Raw genomic sequence first — 19,676 nt, 5'->3', positions numbered from 1 at the left:
GCCATCGATGAGTTTCAGGACGAACTCGCCGGGCTTTTCTTGGTCGAGGCAGAGTTCAAATCATCGGAATCGATGGCGTCGTTTGTCGCGCCGGATTTTGCCGGGCCGGAGGTCACCGATGACGTTCGCTTCACCGGTGGTGCGCTGGTCGTGCACGGTCTTCCCCATGATCTTTCCAGCTTCTTGTAGCGAGAGTTACTTGGCAGATCAGAGCATCCTTAAGGGCACTTCTATAAATGGCTCTCAAGCGAAGCGGGCCTCTCGATCATTGCGGCAACCGGCTGGAATCCAGAACCGTAGGTTGGGGTGCGAACCCCAACATCGCCATGCCGATCATCACGCTATGTTGGGGTTCGCACCCCAACCTACGCCGAGATGGCCATCCCGGGCATTCAGAAACGGATGTGTTGATTTATAGAAATGCCCTTAAGTTCGGAGCATTGGGGTTAGGGTGGGGTGCGAGCGCAAAGCGAGCGGCGGTAGCCGAACATCGCCGCGCGCCATTTTTCCGGGGAAATTCAGCCGTACGCTAAAGCCCAGGCAACCCCACTCCGGCCCTCCCCTACTGTCGCAGGGGAGGGAGCACATCACACCGCCTTCTTCAACGACGCCATATCAATCACAAACCGATAGCGCACATCGCTATTGAGCATGCGCCCGTAAGCCGCATTGATGTCCTGGATGTCGATCATCTCCACATCCGAACCAATGCCGTGCTTGGCGCAGAAGTCCAGCATCTCCTGCGTTTCCGCAATGCCGCCGATCAGCGAGCCGGCCAGCGAGCGGCGGCCGAAAATCAGGCTGCCGGCATGCACCGGCGGATTCACCGGTTCCACCAGACCCACCAGCACGTGCACGCCATCGATCTTCAGCGTGGCGAGATACGGGTTGAGATCGTGCTGATGCGGCACCGTGTCGAGAATGAAATCGAACTGTCCGGCGACGGCGGCCATCTGCGTGGAATCGGTCGACAGCACCACGTGGTCGGCGCCAAGCCGGCGCGCTTCCTCTTCCTTGCCGGGCGAGCGCGTGAACAGCGTGACGTCCGCACCGAGCGCCTTGGCAAACTTCAGGCCCATATGGCCCAGGCCACCCAGGCCCACGATGGCCACCTTGTGGCCCTTGCCGATCTTCCAATGGTGCAGTGGCGACCAGGTGGTGATGCCGGCGCACAGCAGGGGCGCCGCAGCCTTCGGGTCCACGCCTTCCGGAATGCGCAGCACGAACTTGTCGCTCACCACGATGCGCTCGGAGTAGCCGCCGTAGGTCATCATGCCGTCGCGCCGATCGCGGCTGTTGTAGGTGAAGGTGGGCATTTCCTTACAGTACTGTTCCAGGCCCTGTTCGCACGCCGCGCAGTGCTGGCAGGAATCCACCATGCAGCCCACGCCCACCAGGTCGCCCGGCTTGAAGCCGCTGACCTGCGCGCCCACCGAGGCCACCCGGCCGATGATTTCGTGGCCAGGCACCACCGGATACTGGGAGCCGCCCCACTCGTTGCGGGCCGTGTGAATGTCGGAGTGGCAGACGCCGCAATAGAGGATGTCGACCACCACGTCGTCCGCGCGCGGTTCGCGGCGTTCGAACGAATGAGGCGCCAGCGCGGTGGTGGCGGACTGTGCGGCGTAGCCGCGGATACTTAGGGCCATGCGGTTCTCCAGGAAATAAACCTAAGGAAGGCCGCAAAGTATGCGCAGCAGCGCCGAAGCGAAGTAGCCGAATCCTGCTAGATGCTTGCTTGATCCTGCAAATTCACCCCTGAACACTCGCTTTGATCTGCAGGAACAGGCAAGCTCCACGCGTTCCAGGCAGGCAGTATTCCGCATGAACACTCAGCTCAAACCGATCGAGATGCCTTCCCGCCTCGAGCAGGATCGCGAGGAATTGACAGCCATTGTTGAACGATACGCCCAGGCGGAAGGCGTCACCCAAACAGCCTGGCCGGCCCTGTCATTCTTCCGTGCCGATGCCCCCAGCGACCGCAGCTGCGCCATGTACGAGCCATGCCTGGGCCTGCTGCTTCAGGGCAACAAGCACGTGCTGGTGGGCGATGAGCGATTGGAGCAGGAATACGGCTACTACCTGATCAATTCCATCGACGTACCGGTCACCGCCCAGGTGGTGCGTGCCTCGCCGCAGCAACCCTGCCTTTGCATCACCTTGCGTCTTGATCCCGTGCGCATCGGCGAATGGCTGTCGGAGGTAAAACTGGCCAAGCCTTCGACCGCTACTGCGCGCGGCATTGCCTTGAGCCCGATCAGTGGCGAGATACTCGACCCTCTGCTGCGTCTGGTGCGCCTGCTCGATTCACCGCACGACCTGTCGTTGCTGGCGCCGCTGATCGAACGCGAGTTGCTTTACCGGCTGCTTACCGGCGAGCAGGGCGTGCGCCTGGCGCAGATCGCCATGGCCGGCGGACAGGGCCAGCAGATCGCGCGTGCCATCCAGTGGCTGCGTGTGCACTACAACAAGCCGCTGCGCATCGCCGAACTGGCCAGCATGGTGAACATGAGCCCGTCGTCGCTGCACCACCATTTCCGCCAGATCACCGCGATGAGCCCGCTGCAATACCAGAAGGTATTGCGCCTGCACGAGGCCCGCCGCCTGCTGCTCACCGAAGGCTGCGACGTGGCCACCGCCGCGCATCGAGTGGGTTACGAAAGTCCTTCGCAATTCAGCCGTGAATACAGCCGCCAGCATGGCGCGCCGCCGTTGCGCGATGTGATGCGCTTGCGCGCGATGGGTGCGCCATGCGTGGAACTTGAGGTTTCTGCGTAACCACCCGCTGCAGATGCTCACGTAGGCTGGGATGACAATCCCAGCTGCCTTTGTGATTCCCGATGCTGGGATTTCATCCCAGCCTATGTATGGACTCGCCCCCTACGTCAACCGCTTTTTTCATTCCCCGAATGCCGGCTGCATCTATGTATAAGGCCTCATCAAGGTGGCAATACGTGCCACGGGCACACCATCGTTTGAGCTCGCACCACGCCGATTACGTATAGACCTCATGGGTCAGTAGGCTGGTAGGCGTGAAGGTGCGACGGTCTGACCAGGGTTCGAGGGTATCCAGCAGCGGTTGAGCGATTCGCTCGGGGGAAAACATCAATCGGTCATAGCCGCCTGCGCCAGATCAGCGCGGTAGCCCGTGCCTTGGCTGAGCATCGCCCACACCACGCGAATGGTGTGATTGACCAGGCGCACGGCCGCGCCTTTCTCGCCATGGCGATCCTGCCAGCGTCGGATGCGACAGGAGAGGGCATCGGTAGTGTCGGACCGCACGCGCTGTACCACCGAGTGGGCGCCTTGCAGGAATAAGCTTCGCAGGTAGGCATCCCCACGTCGGCTCATCTTGCCCAGATGGACTCGTCCCCCGGTGCCGTGCTGCTCGGGTATGACACCCAGATAGGCCGAACACAGGCGACTGTTTTTGAACCGCGCCGGATCAAGCCCTTTGGCCACGATTGCCGTGGCAATGACGGGACCCACGCCCGGAATCGTACACAGCCGTTGGGCGGTTTCATCCTGACGCGCCAAGAGCGTCAGCCGCGCGGTGATCTTGGCGATGCGCTCGTCCAAAGCGCGCCATTCCACCATGCTCTCTTCGATCGAGACGATCAGCGCATCAGGCACCGCGCACTCACCCCGCAACACGTTGTCCACCCGCTTTTTCAGTGCCGCCTCGCCACGTCCGGTCGCCAGACCATACTCCAGCAATGCCGCGCGCAACTGATTGCTCACGGCCGTACGCCGGCTTATACAGCCAGCCCGCACGCGATGCTGGAACTGCAAGGTCAACTGCGCCTCACTCTTCACCGGCACCGGACAAATGTCTCGATCATGCATCGCACGCAGGATCGTCCGCGCATCGTTGAGGTCGTTTTTCATCCGATGACCATGCGCTTTCACGCTGTGCGCCGGAAGAATCTTCACGGCGATCCCGCGCGCTTGCAGGCGCCGACCCCATGCCTGCGCACCCGGGCCCGTTTCCATGCCCACGCTCATCGGTGGCGTGAGGCGATCCAGGAAACGCTCAAACGCTTGGCGTGTCGACAGACGACGATGCCACAGCTCCTGGCCGCGCCCATCGCCACCCACCACCTCGAACACGTTCTTAGCCAGATCAATCGCCAATTCGTTCGCTTCGACAACAGGAGTACGCTTGTTCATGGACTCGCCCTCGCTCATGACATGACGGTGGATAGTTTTACTCTCCTCCGCTGGCCCATGAGGCCTTATCGGAGCGGGGGCGAGTCCATGTGATTACGATGGTGTGCGGGTCATGTCTCCCGCATCACCATCAACCGAATCTCCGACATATCCTCCATCGCATAACGCACGCCCTCGCGTCCCACGCCAGATAGCTTCACCCCGCCATACGGCATGTTGTCCACGCGGAAACTCGGTACGTCGTTGACGATCACGCCGCCTTGTTCCAGCTCATCCCACGCGCGCATACCGTTTGAAAGGCTGTTGGTAAAAATGCCGGCCTGCAGGCCGTAATCGGAGTCGTTGACCATCGCGAATGCTTCGTCGATGTGCCCGAACGGCACCAGCAACACGAACGGCCCGAACACTTCCATGCGATTGACCTTCGCATCCTTCGGCACGTTTTCCATCACCGTGGCTTCCAGCATGTTGCCCTTGCGCTTGCCGCCGCACAGGAGCTTGCCGCCGGCCTGCTGCGCTTCGTTGATCCAGCCCTCCAGGCGCGTCGCCGCTGCTTCATCGATCATCGGGCCAAGGAACACGTTCTTGTCCTTCGGATCGCCGGCCTTGAGTTGCTTCACGGCGGCAACCAGGCGTTGCTTCAGTTCTTCATAAAGCGATGCATGCGCATAGATGCGCTGCACGCTGATGCAGCTCTGGCCGGATTGATAGAACGCACCAAAGATCAGCCGCTCGATCACCCGGTCCAGGTTGGCGCGCTGATCGGCGTCCACGATGCACGCCGCATTGCCGCCCAATTCCAGCGTCACTTTCTTGTGACCGGCGCGCGCCTTCAGATCCCACCCGATCTGTCCGCCGGTAAAGGAAAGCAGCTTCAATCGATCGTCTTCCACCAATGGCGCCGAATGCTTGCCATCGAGCGGCAACACGGAAAATGCGCCCTTGGGCAGGTCGGTTTCCGCCAGCACCTGGCCGATGATCAGTGCGCCGATCGGCGTTTTTTCCGAAGGCTTCAGCACGAACGGACAACCCGCGGCGATCGCCGGCGCCACCTTGTGCGCCACCAGATTCAACGGAAAATTGAACGGCGTAATGAACGACACTGGCCCCAACGGCACGCGGCGCGTAAAGCCGTGATAGCCATCCAGGCGCCCGGCCAGTTCCAGGTTCAACGTTTCGCCATTCACGCGCACCGCTTCGTCGGCGGCGATGCGGAAGGTCTCGATCAAACGCGTCACTTCGCCGGCGGCATCCTTGATCGGCTTGCCGGCCTCGATGCACAGCGCCATCGCCAGTTCGTCGTAACGCTCCTGAAAACGCTTAACGCAATGCTGCAAAACGGCCTGGCGCGCCCAGGGCTTGAAGCGCTTCATCGGTCCAGACGCTTGCACGGCAGCGCGAATCGCTTCTTCCGTGGCCTGTGCGTCCGGCACCGCCACGCGCGTGGCGACCTCGCCGCTGAACTTGTCGTATACCTTCATCATCTCGGAGGAAGTGCGTGGTTCGTTGGCCAAATAGTAGGGATAGGTTTTGTCGAGCATGATCATTCCTTCACGGCAGCGCTGAGGCTGCGGATTTCTTCGTCAAGCACACGATGGTTGTCGGAATAGTCGATCGCAAGGTCGATCAGATGCACGCCGCCTTCATCGAAGGCGCGTTGCAGGGTAGGGAGGAATTCATCCGCGCTTTGCGGGCGATGCCCATGCGCACCATGTGCTTCGGCAAAACGCACGAAGTCTGGATTGCTGAATTGCATGCCGTAATCCGCATAGCCCATTTCCGCCTGCTTCCAGCGGATCATGCCGTAGGCGTCGTCGCGCAAGAGCAGAATCACCAGGTCCATCTTCAAGCGCACGGCGGTTTCCAGCTCCTGCGCATTCATCATGAAACCGCCATCGCCACAGATCGCCAGCACCTTGCGCTCCGGGTACACCATCTTTGCGGCCATTGCTGACGGCAGGCCGGCACCCATGGTGGCGAGCGCGTTGTCCAGCAGCACCGTGTTGGGTTGGCGCGCTTTGTAGTAGCGCGCGTACCAGAGCTTATACATGCCATTGTCCAGGCACAGGATGCCGTCGTCCGGCATGAAGCGGCGCGTATCGGCGACGATGCGCACGGGGTGCATCGGAAAGCGCGCCTCGTTGGAGTACTGGCCAAGCTGCGCCTGGAACGCTTCGCGCACTTTGTTGAAATACTGGAAATCCCAGTGCTCCTGCACGGTCAACGCGTCGGTCAGGCGTTCCACGGTGTGTGCAATATCGCCCACCACTTCGATCTGCGGGAAATACACCGTATCCACTTCGGCCGAGGAGAAATTGATGTGGATGACCGTACGCCGCCCGCGTTGCATGAAGAACGGCGGTTTTTCCACCACGTCGTGGCCGACGTTGATGATCACGTTCGCCGCATCAATCGCGCGATGCACGAAATCGCCATCCGATAGCGCCGCATTGCCCAGCCACAACGGATGATCCTCATCCACCACGCCCTTGCCCATCTGCGTGGTGAAGAACGGAATACCGAGTTTGTCGATAAAAGCGCGCAAAGCGACCGCCGTGCGCTGGCGATTGGCGCCGGCGCCGATCATCAGGATCGGATGCCTGGCAAGGCTGATCGCCTCTGCGGCTTGTACCAGCGCCGCATCGTCCGGCGACGGCCGGCGTGCGTATTCAGTGGGCAGCAGAATGTATTCGTCCACCTCATCGCGGGCGATATCTTCCGGTAACTCCAGATGCACCGCACCGGGGCGCTCTTCCTCCGCGCGGCGGAACGCTTCGCGGATGCGTGCCGGAATCGTCGCCGCCGATACCAGCTGGCGCGTGTACTTGGTCAGCGGCTGCATCATGTCCACCACGTCCACCAGCTGGAACAAGCCCTGTTTGTGGGTGCGGATCGGTTTTTGCCCGGTGATCATCATCATCGGCATGGCGCCGAGCTGGGCATAGGCCGCGGCGGTCACCAGGTTAGTGGCGCCAGGCCCCAGGGTTGACAGCGCTACGCCCGCCTCGCCGGTCAATCGGCCCCAGGTGGCCGCCATGAAGCCGGCTGCCTGCTCGTGGCGGGTCACGATCAGCTTGATCGACGATTCCCGCAACGCTTCCACCAGATCGAGGTTTTCCTCGCCCGGTACGCCGAATATGCGGGTCACCCCTTCGGCTTCCAACGCTTTCACAAACAAGGCCGCGGCCTTCATGCATCGTCTCCAGGAAAGATAACGATGCTATATGTACTCCACTATTCGATTCGTGCGGGAATGCGTTTGAGTCGTGTGAAGAATGGATGCGTGATGTCTGCATCGTCGCCCCGGCGTTCGCCGGGGCCTAGTGTCTTTGCTTTTGAGGTAGCCCCAAAAAGCCACCAGGCCCCGGCGTTCGCCGGAGCGACGGAGAAGGATCGGTCATCGCGTGTCGCCGCACTGCACGGCTGTTGGGGTTATTTTTTGCTTACCCGCAAGGCCAAATCGCCATCCGCCAACTTCGCACGCAGCGGTGTATCCACCGCCATGTTCTGCGCCGATCGCAGCACCTTGCCTTGTTCGTCAAACAAGATCGCATAGCCGCGCTCCAGTGTCGCCAGCGGGCTCACGGCATGCATGGCACGCGCGACGTGCTGCAGTTCCAGGCGGTCGCGTTGCAGCTTGTGTTGCGTCATGTGGCGCAGTTGCAGCGCGTGCTGTTCCAGCCGTTGCCGTAACATGGCCACGCGCTGACGCGGGTGTTGCGCAAGCAGCCGCGCATGCATGCGATCCAGCCGCATGGTTTTCCGCGTGACTTGCGCCTGCCGGCAAGCAAGCAGGCGACGCTGCAATTGCTCAAGGCGCTGCCGGTCGCGCGCCAACCGCGCCTGCGGCCGTTGCGCCTGCAAGCGCGCCAGCAGGTGGTCGAGCCGTTGAATGCGCGTATGTAAACGCCGCTCATGAATGGCGACGATGCGCTGATGCAACTGCTCCACATGCCGGCGTAGCGCGAGACTATCCGGCACCAGCAGTTCCGCCGCCGCCGAGGGCGTGGGTGCACGCAGATCGGCCACGAAATCGGAAATGCTGAAGTCGATCTCATGCCCCACCGCGCTGACCACCGGCACCGCGCTGGCATGCACCGCGCGTGCCACCTGCTCATCGTTGAAAGCCCACAAGTCTTCCAGCGAGCCGCCGCCACGCGTTAGCAGCAATACGTCGTAGCGCCCGCTTGCCGACGCCTTGCGCAACATCGATACGATGGCCGGTGGCGCTTCGCGGCCTTGCACCGGCACGGGCAACACTTCCACTTCCACCAAGGGCCAGCGACGCGACATCACGCTCAGCACATCGCGAATGGCGGCGCCCGTAGCAGAGGTGATCACGCCGATACGGCGCGCAAAACGGGGCAGGGGACGCTTGCGTTCCTGGGCAAACAAGCCTTCCGCATCCAGTTGCGCCTTCAGCCGTTCGAACTCGCGCTGCAACGCCCCTTCACCGGCCGGCTCCATGTGCTCGACCACCAGCTGGAATTCGCCGCGTGGTTCATACAATCCTACCCGTGCACGGCACAGCACGTGCACGCCATCCGCCGGGCGGAAACGCAGCCCCATGCTCTTGGTCTTGAACATGGCGCAACGCACCTGCGCCATGCTGTCTTTCAACGTGAAATAGAGATGGCCGGATGCCGGCCGCGCCACGTTGGACAGCTCGCCCTCGATCCACACCAACGGCAGCGCATCTTCCAGCAGCCCGCGCACCAGCCGGTTAAGCGTGCTGGGTGTAAGGACGTGTCGGGTCGGCTTGCCGCCGGCACCGTCGGCGAAGTCGTCGGGCGCGTGCATGGACGCGGGAGACTAGCACGAATGGTTTTGGAAACATCGTCTTGGCGCCCGATGTTCTTCCAGGATGTAGCCGGGATGAAATCGTAGGCTGGGGTGCGAACCCCAGCATCGCCATGCCAATGTAGAGCTGGGATCTCATCCACGCCTAAGGGATACGGATTTTCAAGTGGGAGCATCAACCCCCCCCGCTGCCGCAAGGGAGGGAATTGATCGCCGTGGGCATCTGCATCGCTTATGCGTTGCAGGTGGAGACCGGCAGGTTGATAAGCAGCTGCCCCAGATTGATGGTGGCAGGGCTGCCAGAGGGGAGGTCAACCTTGAGGATGCCGAGCAAGGATGCCGTACCGCAGATGTTGGCAGCGTTGATCGTAAGCGTAGGCGACGGTGAGCTTGCAAGGCTGATCGATGCACCGTTGCCTTGGCCAGTAACCTGGGCAACGGGAAGGCCAAGAACGTTGACGCCAATATTGAGCGTGCCGTCTACCAAAGTTAGCGAAGGCTGCGCCAAGTTGAGGAAGAAGGGGCCGCCACCGGTGGTCACTGTCATGCTCGTCAAGCCTTCACCGATCGTCAGCGTGGCCGTATCCGTATCGTGCACGTAGATCAACCCGCTGTTGGTGTCGATGGTGATAAGGGCGCCAGTGATGGTTTCGGATAGGCTCAGTGCCGCGACGCTGGACGAGATGGAACATGTACCTCCCGCAATGGCATACACCCCATTGTTGTTGCTGACCGCCGAGACCTGGCAATTCAAGCTGACGCTGCCGGCCGGCGTTGTACCGTTGCAGGCAAGCACGATGCCGGCGGGATTCACCTGGCATTGCAGCGCAACCGGGCTTGCCGTTTGTGCATGTGTTGGTGCGGCTGCAAGCAGGTTGGCGAATAGGGTCAACGTTGCAAAAGCCATGGTGCGAAACGTGCTGGCTGCGCTCAATTTGAAGATGGAAAGATGCTTGATTGACAGCTTCATGGATGCCTCCTGGGCATGACGACAGCGTTGGATGGCCGAGCACAATCGGCGGTGTCGCACACTTCGCAAGCTGCTTGAATGTCCCCGGCAGATGGCAGGCGCTGCGGTACACGAACATCAAAAATGCCTTGCCTGCTAAGCGGGAACATAACTGCGTTTCGCTCAATGGACCGTATAGCAGCTGTTACAAGCTGAGGTGGTTGACCTGTCCCCCTTTCATGCGGTTGTCATTCGCCCGAATCGTTGCACGTTTCGCGCGTCTTCCACGGTGGCTCTGTAAGTTTGCATTGGCCACTGGCAAATGCTGCTTGCTCTCTACCTCATGGAAAGGGGGTGCCAATCGAGGAACGATCCGGTGCATGCGTGCATGCATGCGATGTCGCCAAGTCAGCGAGTGCGCGGTGGTGAACACGCTACTCAAGCCTCGCATATGGCGCACAGGCGATTCGGAGTTCAACCGTGAATTGCGCGACGCTGCCCTTGCCTATCTCCGGCAAGCACACGATCACCGTTTTGCGGATGCGTCACAGTGGTTGAAGTGCGGTGGGTTGGGAGTGGCTGCGTGTGGCGCAGCTATGCTCGCAGCGTTGGCTCATGACGTTTACATGTTCCTGGCCGGCTACGGTGCATGCGTGGTGTTGGCCATGCTCGTTGCGGTCAATCTCGGTCACGACGCGGCGCACGAAGCCGTGTTCCGTGCCGTATGTTTCTCACCCGCCACAGCGCGGTGGCTGTATGCGTGGCTTGGGCGCGCCGTGGCGCTGCCATTGGGTATAGATTCTGAATATTGGCGCGTACGGCACGTCGAGTTTCATCATGCTTTTACCAACATAGCTGGGCTTGACCTCGATCCGGAGGAGAGCTTTCTGCTTTGCCAGACACCGTTTCAGATCAGCCGGCGACATCCTCGTTATCAATATCTGTATTGGCCATTGCTCGTCGGCTTGGGCTTGTCCTACGTCGGCTGGGTGCTCGACTGGGCAGACCGGTTGGGCAGAACGCCTGTCGGGGCACGCAGTTCGTTGCAAGGTGCGCGCGGATGGATGGTGTTCCTCGGCACGAAGCTGGCGCATGTCCTGCTGATGCTCATCTTTCCCGTCACGGCCTGCCGTTTCGCGAGCTTTCGCATCGAAAGCTGATGGCCATGGAGCGGCAATTCCTGAAGGACATGGGCGAGCACTGACCGGAACAGGCCGGTCAGTGCAGTGATGCCGCGAGGCTCATGATCCGCTGCAGATGGCCAGCGGAACCGCGATGGGGAATGGCTGATTCAAATTGATCGTCACCGAGCTGCCACAAGCAAGGTTTGCATTGAAGAGGCCGAGCGCCGACGCGCTGGCACCGATGTTGGCGGCATTGATGACAAAGATGGGCAACGGTGCATCCGTCACGCTGACTGATCCGGTTTCGCCATGCGTCGCTAGCTGCACCAGCCCGATGCCGAGCACGCTAGCGGTAACGTTGATGCTGCCGCCAGGCGCGACGAACGTAAGCGGCGATGACGTCAACGAGAAAGAACTGCCTTGCAGGGTAGCGCTGACGCTTGATAGCCCGTTGTTCACGGCAAGGGTATCCGAGCCGCCGCCACTACCGGTGATCGATCCATTGTTCGCATCGACGTTGATGATGGAAAAGACCAGGGTGTTGGATACGGTTGTGCCGCCAGTCGTAAAGGTGCCGCTGCAGTTCGCTGCAATGGCAACGTATATGCCACCGTTGCTGCTGATCGGGTTTGGCGATTGGCAATTCAAGGCGACATTGCCAGAAGGCGTTGTGCCCTCGCAGCCGAGGGCGTAGCCATTGCTGTTGTTGTTCGCCTGGCACTCAAGGGTTGCGGGACTGTTCGTTTGAGCACGCACCGGCGCAGCACATAGGAATGTGGCTGAGATCGTCAAGGCTGCCACAGTCAACATGCTGATCACACTGGGAGCGCGGAATGTAAAGACAGGCATACGCTTGAGGTGCAGCTTCATGGGTATCTCCTTGTAGCCACGACAGCGTAGGACGGCCGAGCACAATCGGCGGATGTCACACGTTTCGCAAAGTTGCCTGAACGTCCCCGGGCGAATGGAGCAGACCTATGCATCGCACACATCGAGAGCGTTGACCGGTCTGCTTGGCAGGAACATAACCCGCGCCAACTCAACACGCTGTATAGCTGTTGTTACAAAGAGCAGTGCACAACCTGTCCCCCTTTTTTTGCAGCTATCAGCTGTTAACCGACATGCTGAGAGGTTCACGGGCTTTTGATCAGGCTTTTGTATGTTGGGTCGGCTACTCGCAAGTGCTGCTTGATCTCAATCTCATGGACAACGGCATGGAGATGCCAGTATGCGAAGTGACGGCAGCTTGATTCCTCAGTTGAAGGCGTGCGAGATGGCGAATGCGTGGATGAGCCGGCCATTCATGTCGCACATATGGCCCAAACACGAATCCAGCTTCAGCGCTGAGTTGCGTAACGCGGCCCTTGCTTATCTACGGGATACGGGCGATCACCGTTTTGCGAATGCAAGGCAGTGGTTGAAGGTCGGCATACTATGCGTAGCCGCGTGTGGTGCTGTGATGGTCGCGATATCTGCCAAGAACAGGTGGGTTTTCGCTGCTGGCTATGCTGGCTTTGTGATGCTGGTCGCGCTACTTGGCATCAACGTCATGCACGATGCGGCACATGGTGCGTTGTTCGATCCGGCACGCTTCTCGGTGGTGACCGCCCGTCGGCTGCATGCGTGGTTGTCACGCGCCATCACGCTGCCGTTGGGCGTGGAGGCGGAGTACTGGCGCGTGCGGCATGTTGAATTCCATCATGCATTCACCAACATCGCCCGGCTTGACCTCGATCTGGAAGAGAGTTTCCTCATCCGTCAGGCGCCGTTTCAGAACCGGCAACGACATCATCGTTATCAGCATATGTACTGGCCATTGCTGGCGGGTTTTGGCATGTTCTACGTCGGCTGGGTTCTCGACTGGTCCGATCGGCTGGGCAAGACGCCTGTTCGGGCGCGCAGTTCATTGCAAGGCGGGCGCGGATGGATGGTGTTCATGGGGACCAAGCTCGCGCATGTCACGCTGATGCTCGCGTTGCCCGCATGGGCGGTACATCACGCCGGCATAAGTTGGGGAGTGGTGATAAGTGCGTACGTAGCATCGCAGATGCTTGCGTCCTACTTCATTATTGGCATGTTGATTGGTACCCACTGGGCAGGTGTTTCGTTTTACCGCGAGCCGCAGGGTACGACGATGCCGCATGGATGGCGCGAACATGGGCTGTTCACGGCAGTCGACTGGGTTCCAAACCCACGCTGGCTGGGATACTGGTTGGGTGGGCTGCATCGTCACGCCACGCATCACCTGTTCCCGACCTGGCATCACCGGCATTACGAGCGGCTGGCGGCGCTGATCGCACCGATTGCCGCCCAGCACGGATTACCGTTTCGCGAACTGGCACATCACGAGCTGATGGCGGCTCAGTGGAATTTTTTGAAAGAAATGGGTCAGGCTCGTTGATGGGAATATAGGGCAACAATCAGTGCAAGCACGCAGCGCCTGCCGGTGCCAAATCCATCGAGCAATTCCACCAACGACATGCTTGGCTTCAGCTGAACCGGGCTCTGTTCATTCAATCATCCAATGATTGCGCCCTCCACGTGTGGGCGTGGAGGACGCATCCTTTGCTCGCGTCGCAATGGCTGCGACGCAAACCGGACTTCGAAGCGGATCGACTCAATTTTTCAACTCGACATCGTCAACTGCAAAATTGTGACCATATGCCATGAACATGATTCGCATTTGGTCACGATCACCTGAATTGGCGGTCTGCGTATGCGTCGTGAAGCCAGCCAAGGTGCCGTCATATCTGCCACTTCCAGCATTGAATATATCGTTGTTTACATAAAGCCACGCGGCGCCGTTGATCTTGAATGTCAGCGTGTAATTGGTATTTTTACTGACATTGATATCGGTATACATAAATGCAAGAGGGCCCGAAGGCGGTGGGGCATAGAGGTTGACGAATTGGTTGCCTGATATTTGTTTCAACTCGACGCGCGCATCCGGACTGGGTGGGTCTACGCCATATTTCCATTTGCCAAGGCCCGACGAGAAATTGTCGGAAAAAACGACGGCTTTAATGTCGAAAGTCATTAAAGGGCCAAGTCGCTTCAGAACATCCTCGTATTTCATGGGGGATTGTAGTGCTTGCATTGTTCTGTCTCCTTTTGATCCTCACGTTCTAGCAACCGTTGGGTTGAAAGCCAGCACACAACGAGGTCCGCTTAAAGCGCGTGCAAGACAGGTCGACATTGCTTGCTGCGCTACCGTTGGTTCGCATCCCGCGGCCATAAACAACGCCAGCCGCTGTCGTTTCCTTTCCACGTGCAATCATTGGCTGGGCCGCCTATCCAGCGCCGTGATGTATATACGTGAAATCAGATCGGCATTTGGAGGCTTGGCAGCCCAGCCTACGTCGCTGCGGACACTTACGATCCGCTGCAAAGGGCTAGAGGAACAGTGATCGGCACGGTCTGAGCCAGGTCGACGGTAATGGCGTTGCCGCAGGGTATATGAGTGATGAGGCCAAGCACTGAGCCGCTGACGGTGGCGTTCGAACTGGGAATCGAGAGGACCGGTGATGAGCTGGTCGCGCTGATCGATCCGCCTTGAATGTTGATCTCCGCTATACCGAGGATGCCAAGCACGCTGACGTCGATGTTGCACGTAGTGCCTAGAAGGTTGAGCGAAAGCGGCGAAGACGTTAGCGATGGGGAAGAGCCATTGCAGGCTATGGTCGCGCTCGATAGGCCCAGGTTGTAGGAGAGTGTGCCACCCCCGTCACTCGTCGTTATCGATCCATGGTTGGAGTCAATGGTGAGAACGTTGGCGTGCAACGTTCCGGTTACGTTGACTCCTGCCAGCGAGCCGGTGCCGGAGCACGTTGCGGAGGCGAGGGTGTACACGCCGTTGTTGTTGTCGATGGGATCCGGCGACTGGCAACTCAGGGTTCCACTGCCATCCGGCGGAATCGTGCCGGAGCAGGCGATGCTCACGCCCGTACTACCTACCTCGCATTGCAATGTAAGGACGGGCGCCGATGCGGCGGTACGCGGGAATAAAACCAGTAGGGTAGCTAATCCTGTCAGGGCTACGACAGCTAAAACACTGATCGTCTTGGTCGCACCCGTCTTGAGGATGGGCATGTCCTTGAGGTGCAACTTCATGGGTGTCTCCTCCGTATGACGAGGACAGCATGAGACGGCCGGGCATCATCGGCGGGTGAAACGCGTTGCGTAAAGTAATCCGCTTCAATATCCCCGGACGAGTGGCGCAGAGGGGCGGATCGCGCACATCGATAGGATGGCCCTGTCTGCTGCGGCGAAAATAATCAGACCTGGCGAAAGATTCCGTGTAGGTGCTGCGATGAAGATCAGGACGTGATCTGTCCCTCTTTTAAAACGGTCACCCCGTGCATTCATGCCGGCAACCTAGGGATGGCATCCAAGCATCGCCTGCATACACGAGATGTTGGGTCTTGTACCCACCCTACCTATCATCGGACTCACGCATGTCGTGCAACCGCCGCAGATACCGGCGCCGCATCCGCCATGCACGGATACCGGTGCTGATCGCAAACCAGATCGCAATCGCCGCCAGTGGCCACGCGACAACGGCAGGCCACAGTACGGCGATCGTAGCCAGCACAACCAGCAGCAACGTAACGCTCAGTAGCGTGCCGGTTTCGGTATCGCCCAGCACGCGACGATCGGTCAACGCCGCACCCATGGTGTTGGCAATACGCAGCGCACCCGCTGCGGCGCGGCTGGAACTGCCGCCCACATGCCGGGGTTGCGGCGGGCGTGCTTCGCTGCTGCGTACGCGTTCCCCGCTTCGATAACGCCGCGGTGTCAGCACGATCTCAGTGGCGTTCTCCAGATCTTTTTCGTATTGCTCCGCCAGTTTTGTGGCAAAGCCGGCATCTTCGATCGCCACATCGATCTCGCGATTGTTCAACCAGCTGGCGAGATTGAGATTGGACGAACCCACGCGCGCCCATTGACGATCCGCTACCGCCGTCTTGGCATGCAGCATCGAACCGTTCCACTCGAACACGCGAATGCCGGCTTTCAACAACGGCCGATAGCCCGAACGCGACAGGCTGGCCACCAGCGGGATATCGCTGCTGCCTGGTACCAGCAGGCGTACATCCACGCCATCTCGCGCGGCGGCGGACAAGGCTTGCACATAGGGGGCCACGCCCACGAAATACGCATCGGTCAACCACAGGCTGTGGCGCGCCATCGCAGCGATCAGCTGATCCAGCCGATACATGCCGGCAGTGGCGGGCTGTGTGGCGATCACGCGCAGCGCCACATTGCCGGTTTCCGTATCGGCAGGAACGGGTGCGTAGATGGGATGCGCGCCACCGGCAGCGATCCAGCTATCGGCAAACGCCGCTTCCAGTTCAAGCACCGCAGGCCCGCGCAAGGCCAGGCCGGTATCGCGCCACGGCGGTACGTGGCGCGACGGATCACCCAGCCATTTCGCACTGATGCAGACGCCAGACAGGAACCCCACGCGCCCGTCCACCACCAATTGCTTACGATGATCGCGGCTCATCCAGCCCAAGGCTTGCCCGAACTGTGGCGGATTGAATATGCGCACTTCACCACCGGCCTCGCGCACCGGTTTCCAGAACGCCGAACCGGATTGGCCCAGGCAACCCAGCCAGTCCACGATGACGGCAACGTGCACGCCGCTACGCGCACGTTCCACCAGGGCATCCCGAAAGGTGCGCCCGACCTCGTCGTCGCGAATGATGTAGTTCTCCAGCAATACCCGATGCTGTGCGCCGTGGATCGCGGCAAGCCAGGCTTCGAAATGCTGTTCGGCATCGATCAGCAACTCCACCTTGTTGCCGCCCAGCAGCGGTGCGCCGGCAGCGCGGCTCAATGCTTGTTCGGCGAGCAGGCGCTGGGGAGTGGGTGTAATGGTCATGCAGGGAGTATAGGGATATAGCTTGGGCCACTAACCCAATTAGCACTTACACAAGCGCGTGAAGCTTATTGCCTGCCATGGCTGCTCCCTCCCTTGCGAGCACCTGATTAGCGTCGAATCTCAGCTGGGCGGTTCACTTTACGTTCGTCACCCCGGCGAAAGCCGGGGTCCAGCGACTTTGGAGCCGAAAGACACTGGGTGATTCGCTTCGCTCACCCTTCGGGCCGTCCGTTCGGACGTTCTCCGCGCTGCGCGCTACGTCCGGCTTTCGCCGGGACGACGAAGTATCCAGTAAGGCTCAGCATTACCCTCCAACTGAGACTCGACGCTAATCAGATGAAAGCAGGGGAGGGGATGGTCTCCCGCGATGATCAAGATGCGCACAAGCAGCACGCGTCTGGCATGATCAGCCCCATGTTGCCAGAGCAGCGTTTTACGGACACCGATGCCTGCGCGCGCTTTATCGCCGAGCGGCTGGGAGCTGACTTGCGCGTCGCGGCGCCATTGGGCCTCGGCAAACCGCATGGCCTGCTCAATACCTTGTACGGCCTGATGCAGGCCGATACCTGGCGCTCCATGACCTTGTACACCGCCTTGTCGCTGACGCGACCACGCGCGAAGAGCACGCTGGAAGCGCGTTTTCTGGATCCCTTCGTGGAACGCCATTTCGGCGCCGATTATGTCGACCCGCAATACGCCGTCGATCAAATGCACGGCACGCTGCCGCCGAACGTGGCGGTGCATGAGTTCTACATGCAATCGGGCGCGTTGCTGCATTCGGCCAGCGCGCAGCGCAATTACATCAGCCAGAATTACACGCACGTGGCGCGTGATCTGGTTGTGCAGGACATCAACCTGCTGGTGCAGTTGGTTGCACGGCGCGAAACGCCTGCGGGCGTGCATTACAGCCTGTCCTGCAATCCCGATTTGACGCTGGATTTTCTCGATCGCGTCAAGGCAGCCGGCAAGGTGCGGCCGTTGTGCGTGGCGGTGGTGCATCCATCCTTGCCGTACATCACCGGTGCCGCGGAAGTCCCGCAGAATTTCTTCGATGTAGAACTTGCGCCGGTGGCGTCGCCACCGTTGTTCGCGCTGCCAAAAATGCCGGTGGATACGGCGGAATATGCGCTGGGCCTGCATGCCAGTACCTTGGTGAAAGATGGCGGTTGTCTGCAGATCGGCATCGGCGCCTTGTCGGATGCCTTGGTAAAAGGGTTGTTGCTGCGGCACCAGGACAACACTGCCTGGCGAAAAATGCTGGTCGCGCTGGATCCACACGGCGCTACGCATCGACTAGCCGAACGCATCGGTGGCCTGGGCGTTTTCAAAACCGGCTTGTACGGCTGCAGCGAAATGGTGCTGGATGGTTTCATGCACTTGGCCAAAGGCGGCATTCTCAAGCGGCGCAGCTGGGACAATCTCGCGTTGGAGCGCGCCGCGGCTGGTGGGCGCTTGCCGGATGATGTACCTGGCGGCCATTACCTGCGCGGCGCATTCTTTCTCGGCACCCGCGAACTCTACGATTGGCTGGATACCACCGTCGGCAGCGACGTCGATGCGATCGACATGTGCCCGGTGTCCAACGTCAATCAACTCTATGGCGATCACCAATCCCTCGCCATGCTGCAGCGTCGCGGCGCGCGCTTCTTCAACACCTGCATGATGTCGACCTTGCTCGGCGCGGCGGCTTCCGAAACGCTGGAAGACGGCCATGTGGTCAGCGGTGTGGGTGGCCAATACAACTTCGTCGCCATGGCGCACGAGTTGCCTGATGGCCGCTCCGTATTGCTTCAGCGCGCCACGCGGTACGGGCGCAACGGCGTGGAAACCAATATCCGTTGGCATTACGCCCAGAACACCATCCCGCGGCATCTGCGCGACATCGTCGTCACCGAATACGGCGTGGCGGATCTGCGCGGCAAAAGCGACAGCGAATGCATCGAAGCCATGCTGGCGATCAGCGATGCGCGCTTCGTCGACGCGCTGGCGGCCGAAGCCAAGGCGCACGGAAAACTGGCTGCCGACTTCAAGATTCCAGAAGCTTGGCGCAAGCATCGTCCTGAGACACTGCACGAGGCATTGGCCAAGCCGATACACAAGGGGCTGCTGCCGACGTTCCCCTTCGGCAGCGATTTCACCGAGGTCGAACGACGCCTGTTGCCGGCCTTGGGGTGGCTGCAATCGTCCAGTGCGACATGGAAGGGCCGTTGGCAGTTATTGAAGGCGTTGTGCAAACCAGGCCAAGCCAAGGCGGAAGAAGCCGCCGCACTGGAGCGCATGCAGTTGTCCGCAGCGACCTCGTTGAGCGATCGCCTGCAACGTCGCCTGCTGCAAGCCGCACTCCGCCGCCCGTAGGCCATGTGCCGAACTTATCGTTTTACCCGCCGGAAACTTTTGCTCGTCATTCCCGCTTTCGCTCACTGCTGTCCGGGGAAAAATCGTTCCATTCGCCGTAACGCTTGATGGATCGTCGTCCCGGCGAAAGCCGGGACCCAGCGACTTGCATCGCTCAAGACACTGGGCCCCGGCTTTCGCCGGGGCGACGATTTTTGGTGACGTTGAATTTACGAGAAGAATTTTCGCCGTCGGGCTACGTGCCGAGACCTAACAGGCTGTTGAGAAACGCATCCGCTTTGGCACAATCATAGCCAGTATCAATCGCAAGGGTTTGATGGTGCGCGGATTGGATGTGCAACAGCTGGGTATGTTCTCGTATGTGTCGGTGGAGGAACGTGTGCCGAAGGATCAT

Annotated in this window: 14 protein-coding genes and 1 pseudogene; 5 read left to right on the top strand and 10 right to left on the bottom strand. The window is 60.2% G+C overall.

What is annotated here, in order from left to right; all coding sequences use genetic code 11:
- Nucleotides 1-189: pseudogene (locus VJR68_RS01155) on the top strand (hypothetical protein); the annotation flags it as partial.
- Nucleotides 190-587: 398 nt separating this feature from the next.
- On the opposite strand, the gene VJR68_RS01150 reads toward VJR68_RS01155, so the two are convergent.
- Nucleotides 588-1,649, bottom strand: a complete 1,062-nt coding sequence (locus VJR68_RS01150; RefSeq protein ID WP_324145711.1) for an NAD(P)-dependent alcohol dehydrogenase — start codon at nt 1,647-1,649, stop codon at nt 588-590.
- Nucleotides 1,650-1,824: 175 nt separating this feature from the next.
- Between VJR68_RS01150 and VJR68_RS01145 the strand changes: the two genes are divergently transcribed.
- Complete coding sequence (locus VJR68_RS01145; RefSeq protein ID WP_324145710.1) at nt 1,825-2,778, top strand: AraC family transcriptional regulator; 954 nt, start codon at nt 1,825-1,827, stop codon at nt 2,776-2,778.
- Between the two features lie 327 nt (nt 2,779-3,105).
- Here the strand turns inward: VJR68_RS01145 and VJR68_RS01140 are convergent, their stop codons facing one another.
- The 5 genes from VJR68_RS01140 to VJR68_RS01120 form a co-directional block, all read right to left on the bottom strand.
- On the bottom strand, nt 3,106-4,170 hold the full coding sequence (locus tag VJR68_RS01140) for an IS110 family transposase (RefSeq protein ID WP_324145709.1): 1,065 nt from the start codon (nt 4,168-4,170) through the stop codon (nt 3,106-3,108).
- Between the two features lie 110 nt (nt 4,171-4,280).
- Nucleotides 4,281-5,711, bottom strand: a complete 1,431-nt coding sequence (locus tag VJR68_RS01135; RefSeq protein WP_324145708.1) for an aldehyde dehydrogenase family protein — start codon at nt 5,709-5,711, stop codon at nt 4,281-4,283.
- A 2-nt stretch (nt 5,712-5,713) separates the two neighbouring features.
- The gene (locus VJR68_RS01130) at nt 5,714-7,363 is read right to left on the bottom strand and encodes an acetolactate synthase large subunit (RefSeq protein WP_324145707.1); all 1,650 of its coding nucleotides are present in this window, start codon (nt 7,361-7,363) and stop codon (nt 5,714-5,716) included.
- Between the two features lie 239 nt (nt 7,364-7,602).
- Nucleotides 7,603-8,970, bottom strand: a complete 1,368-nt coding sequence (gene xseA / locus VJR68_RS01125) for an exodeoxyribonuclease VII large subunit (RefSeq protein ID WP_324145706.1) — start codon at nt 8,968-8,970, stop codon at nt 7,603-7,605.
- A gap of 232 nt (nt 8,971-9,202) precedes the next feature.
- A complete protein-coding gene (locus tag VJR68_RS01120; protein WP_324145705.1) occupies nt 9,203-9,940 on the bottom strand; it encodes a hypothetical protein in 738 nt (245 codons plus the stop codon).
- 605 nt (nt 9,941-10,545) lie between these two features.
- On the opposite strand from VJR68_RS01120, the gene VJR68_RS01115 reads away from it, so the two are divergent.
- On the top strand, nt 10,546-11,079 hold the full coding sequence (locus VJR68_RS01115; RefSeq protein ID WP_324145704.1) for a fatty acid desaturase: 534 nt from the start codon (nt 10,546-10,548) through the stop codon (nt 11,077-11,079).
- Nucleotides 11,080-11,160: 81 nt separating this feature from the next.
- Here the strand turns inward: VJR68_RS01115 and VJR68_RS01110 are convergent, their stop codons facing one another.
- Nucleotides 11,161-11,913 carry a hypothetical protein gene (locus VJR68_RS01110; RefSeq protein ID WP_324145703.1) on the bottom strand — a complete coding sequence of 251 codons (753 nt, stop codon included), beginning with the start codon at nt 11,911-11,913 and terminating at the stop codon, nt 11,161-11,163.
- Between the two features lie 418 nt (nt 11,914-12,331).
- On the opposite strand from VJR68_RS01110, the gene VJR68_RS01105 reads away from it, so the two are divergent.
- Nucleotides 12,332-13,444 (top strand): fatty acid desaturase family protein, encoded by a 1,113-nt coding sequence (locus VJR68_RS01105; RefSeq protein WP_324145702.1) that lies wholly within the window; start codon nt 12,332-12,334, stop codon nt 13,442-13,444.
- Between the two features lie 216 nt (nt 13,445-13,660).
- Here VJR68_RS01105 and VJR68_RS01100 read toward each other — a convergent pair whose 3' ends face one another.
- From VJR68_RS01100 to VJR68_RS01090, 3 genes are all read right to left on the bottom strand, one after another.
- Entirely contained in the window at nt 13,661-14,140 is a 480-nt protein-coding gene (locus VJR68_RS01100; RefSeq protein ID WP_324145701.1) for a hypothetical protein, read from the bottom strand.
- A gap of 275 nt (nt 14,141-14,415) precedes the next feature.
- Nucleotides 14,416-15,153 (bottom strand): hypothetical protein, encoded by a 738-nt coding sequence (locus tag VJR68_RS01095; protein ID WP_324145700.1) that lies wholly within the window; start codon nt 15,151-15,153, stop codon nt 14,416-14,418.
- Between the two features lie 322 nt (nt 15,154-15,475).
- Nucleotides 15,476-16,927 (bottom strand): phospholipase D-like domain-containing protein, encoded by a 1,452-nt coding sequence (locus tag VJR68_RS01090; protein WP_324145699.1) that lies wholly within the window; start codon nt 16,925-16,927, stop codon nt 15,476-15,478.
- Between the two features lie 402 nt (nt 16,928-17,329).
- Between VJR68_RS01090 and VJR68_RS01085 the strand changes: the two genes are divergently transcribed.
- On the top strand, nt 17,330-19,282 hold the full coding sequence (locus tag VJR68_RS01085) for an acetyl-CoA hydrolase/transferase C-terminal domain-containing protein (protein ID WP_324145698.1): 1,953 nt from the start codon (nt 17,330-17,332) through the stop codon (nt 19,280-19,282).
- Nucleotides 19,283-19,676: the final 394 nt, after the last annotated feature.

This window comes from Dyella sp., assembly GCF_035277725.1.
Classification (GTDB): Bacteria; Pseudomonadota; Gammaproteobacteria; order Xanthomonadales; family Rhodanobacteraceae; genus Dyella_B.
Note: the sequence above shows the minus strand (reverse complement) of the source record. Positions and strands in the feature narration are given on the sequence as shown.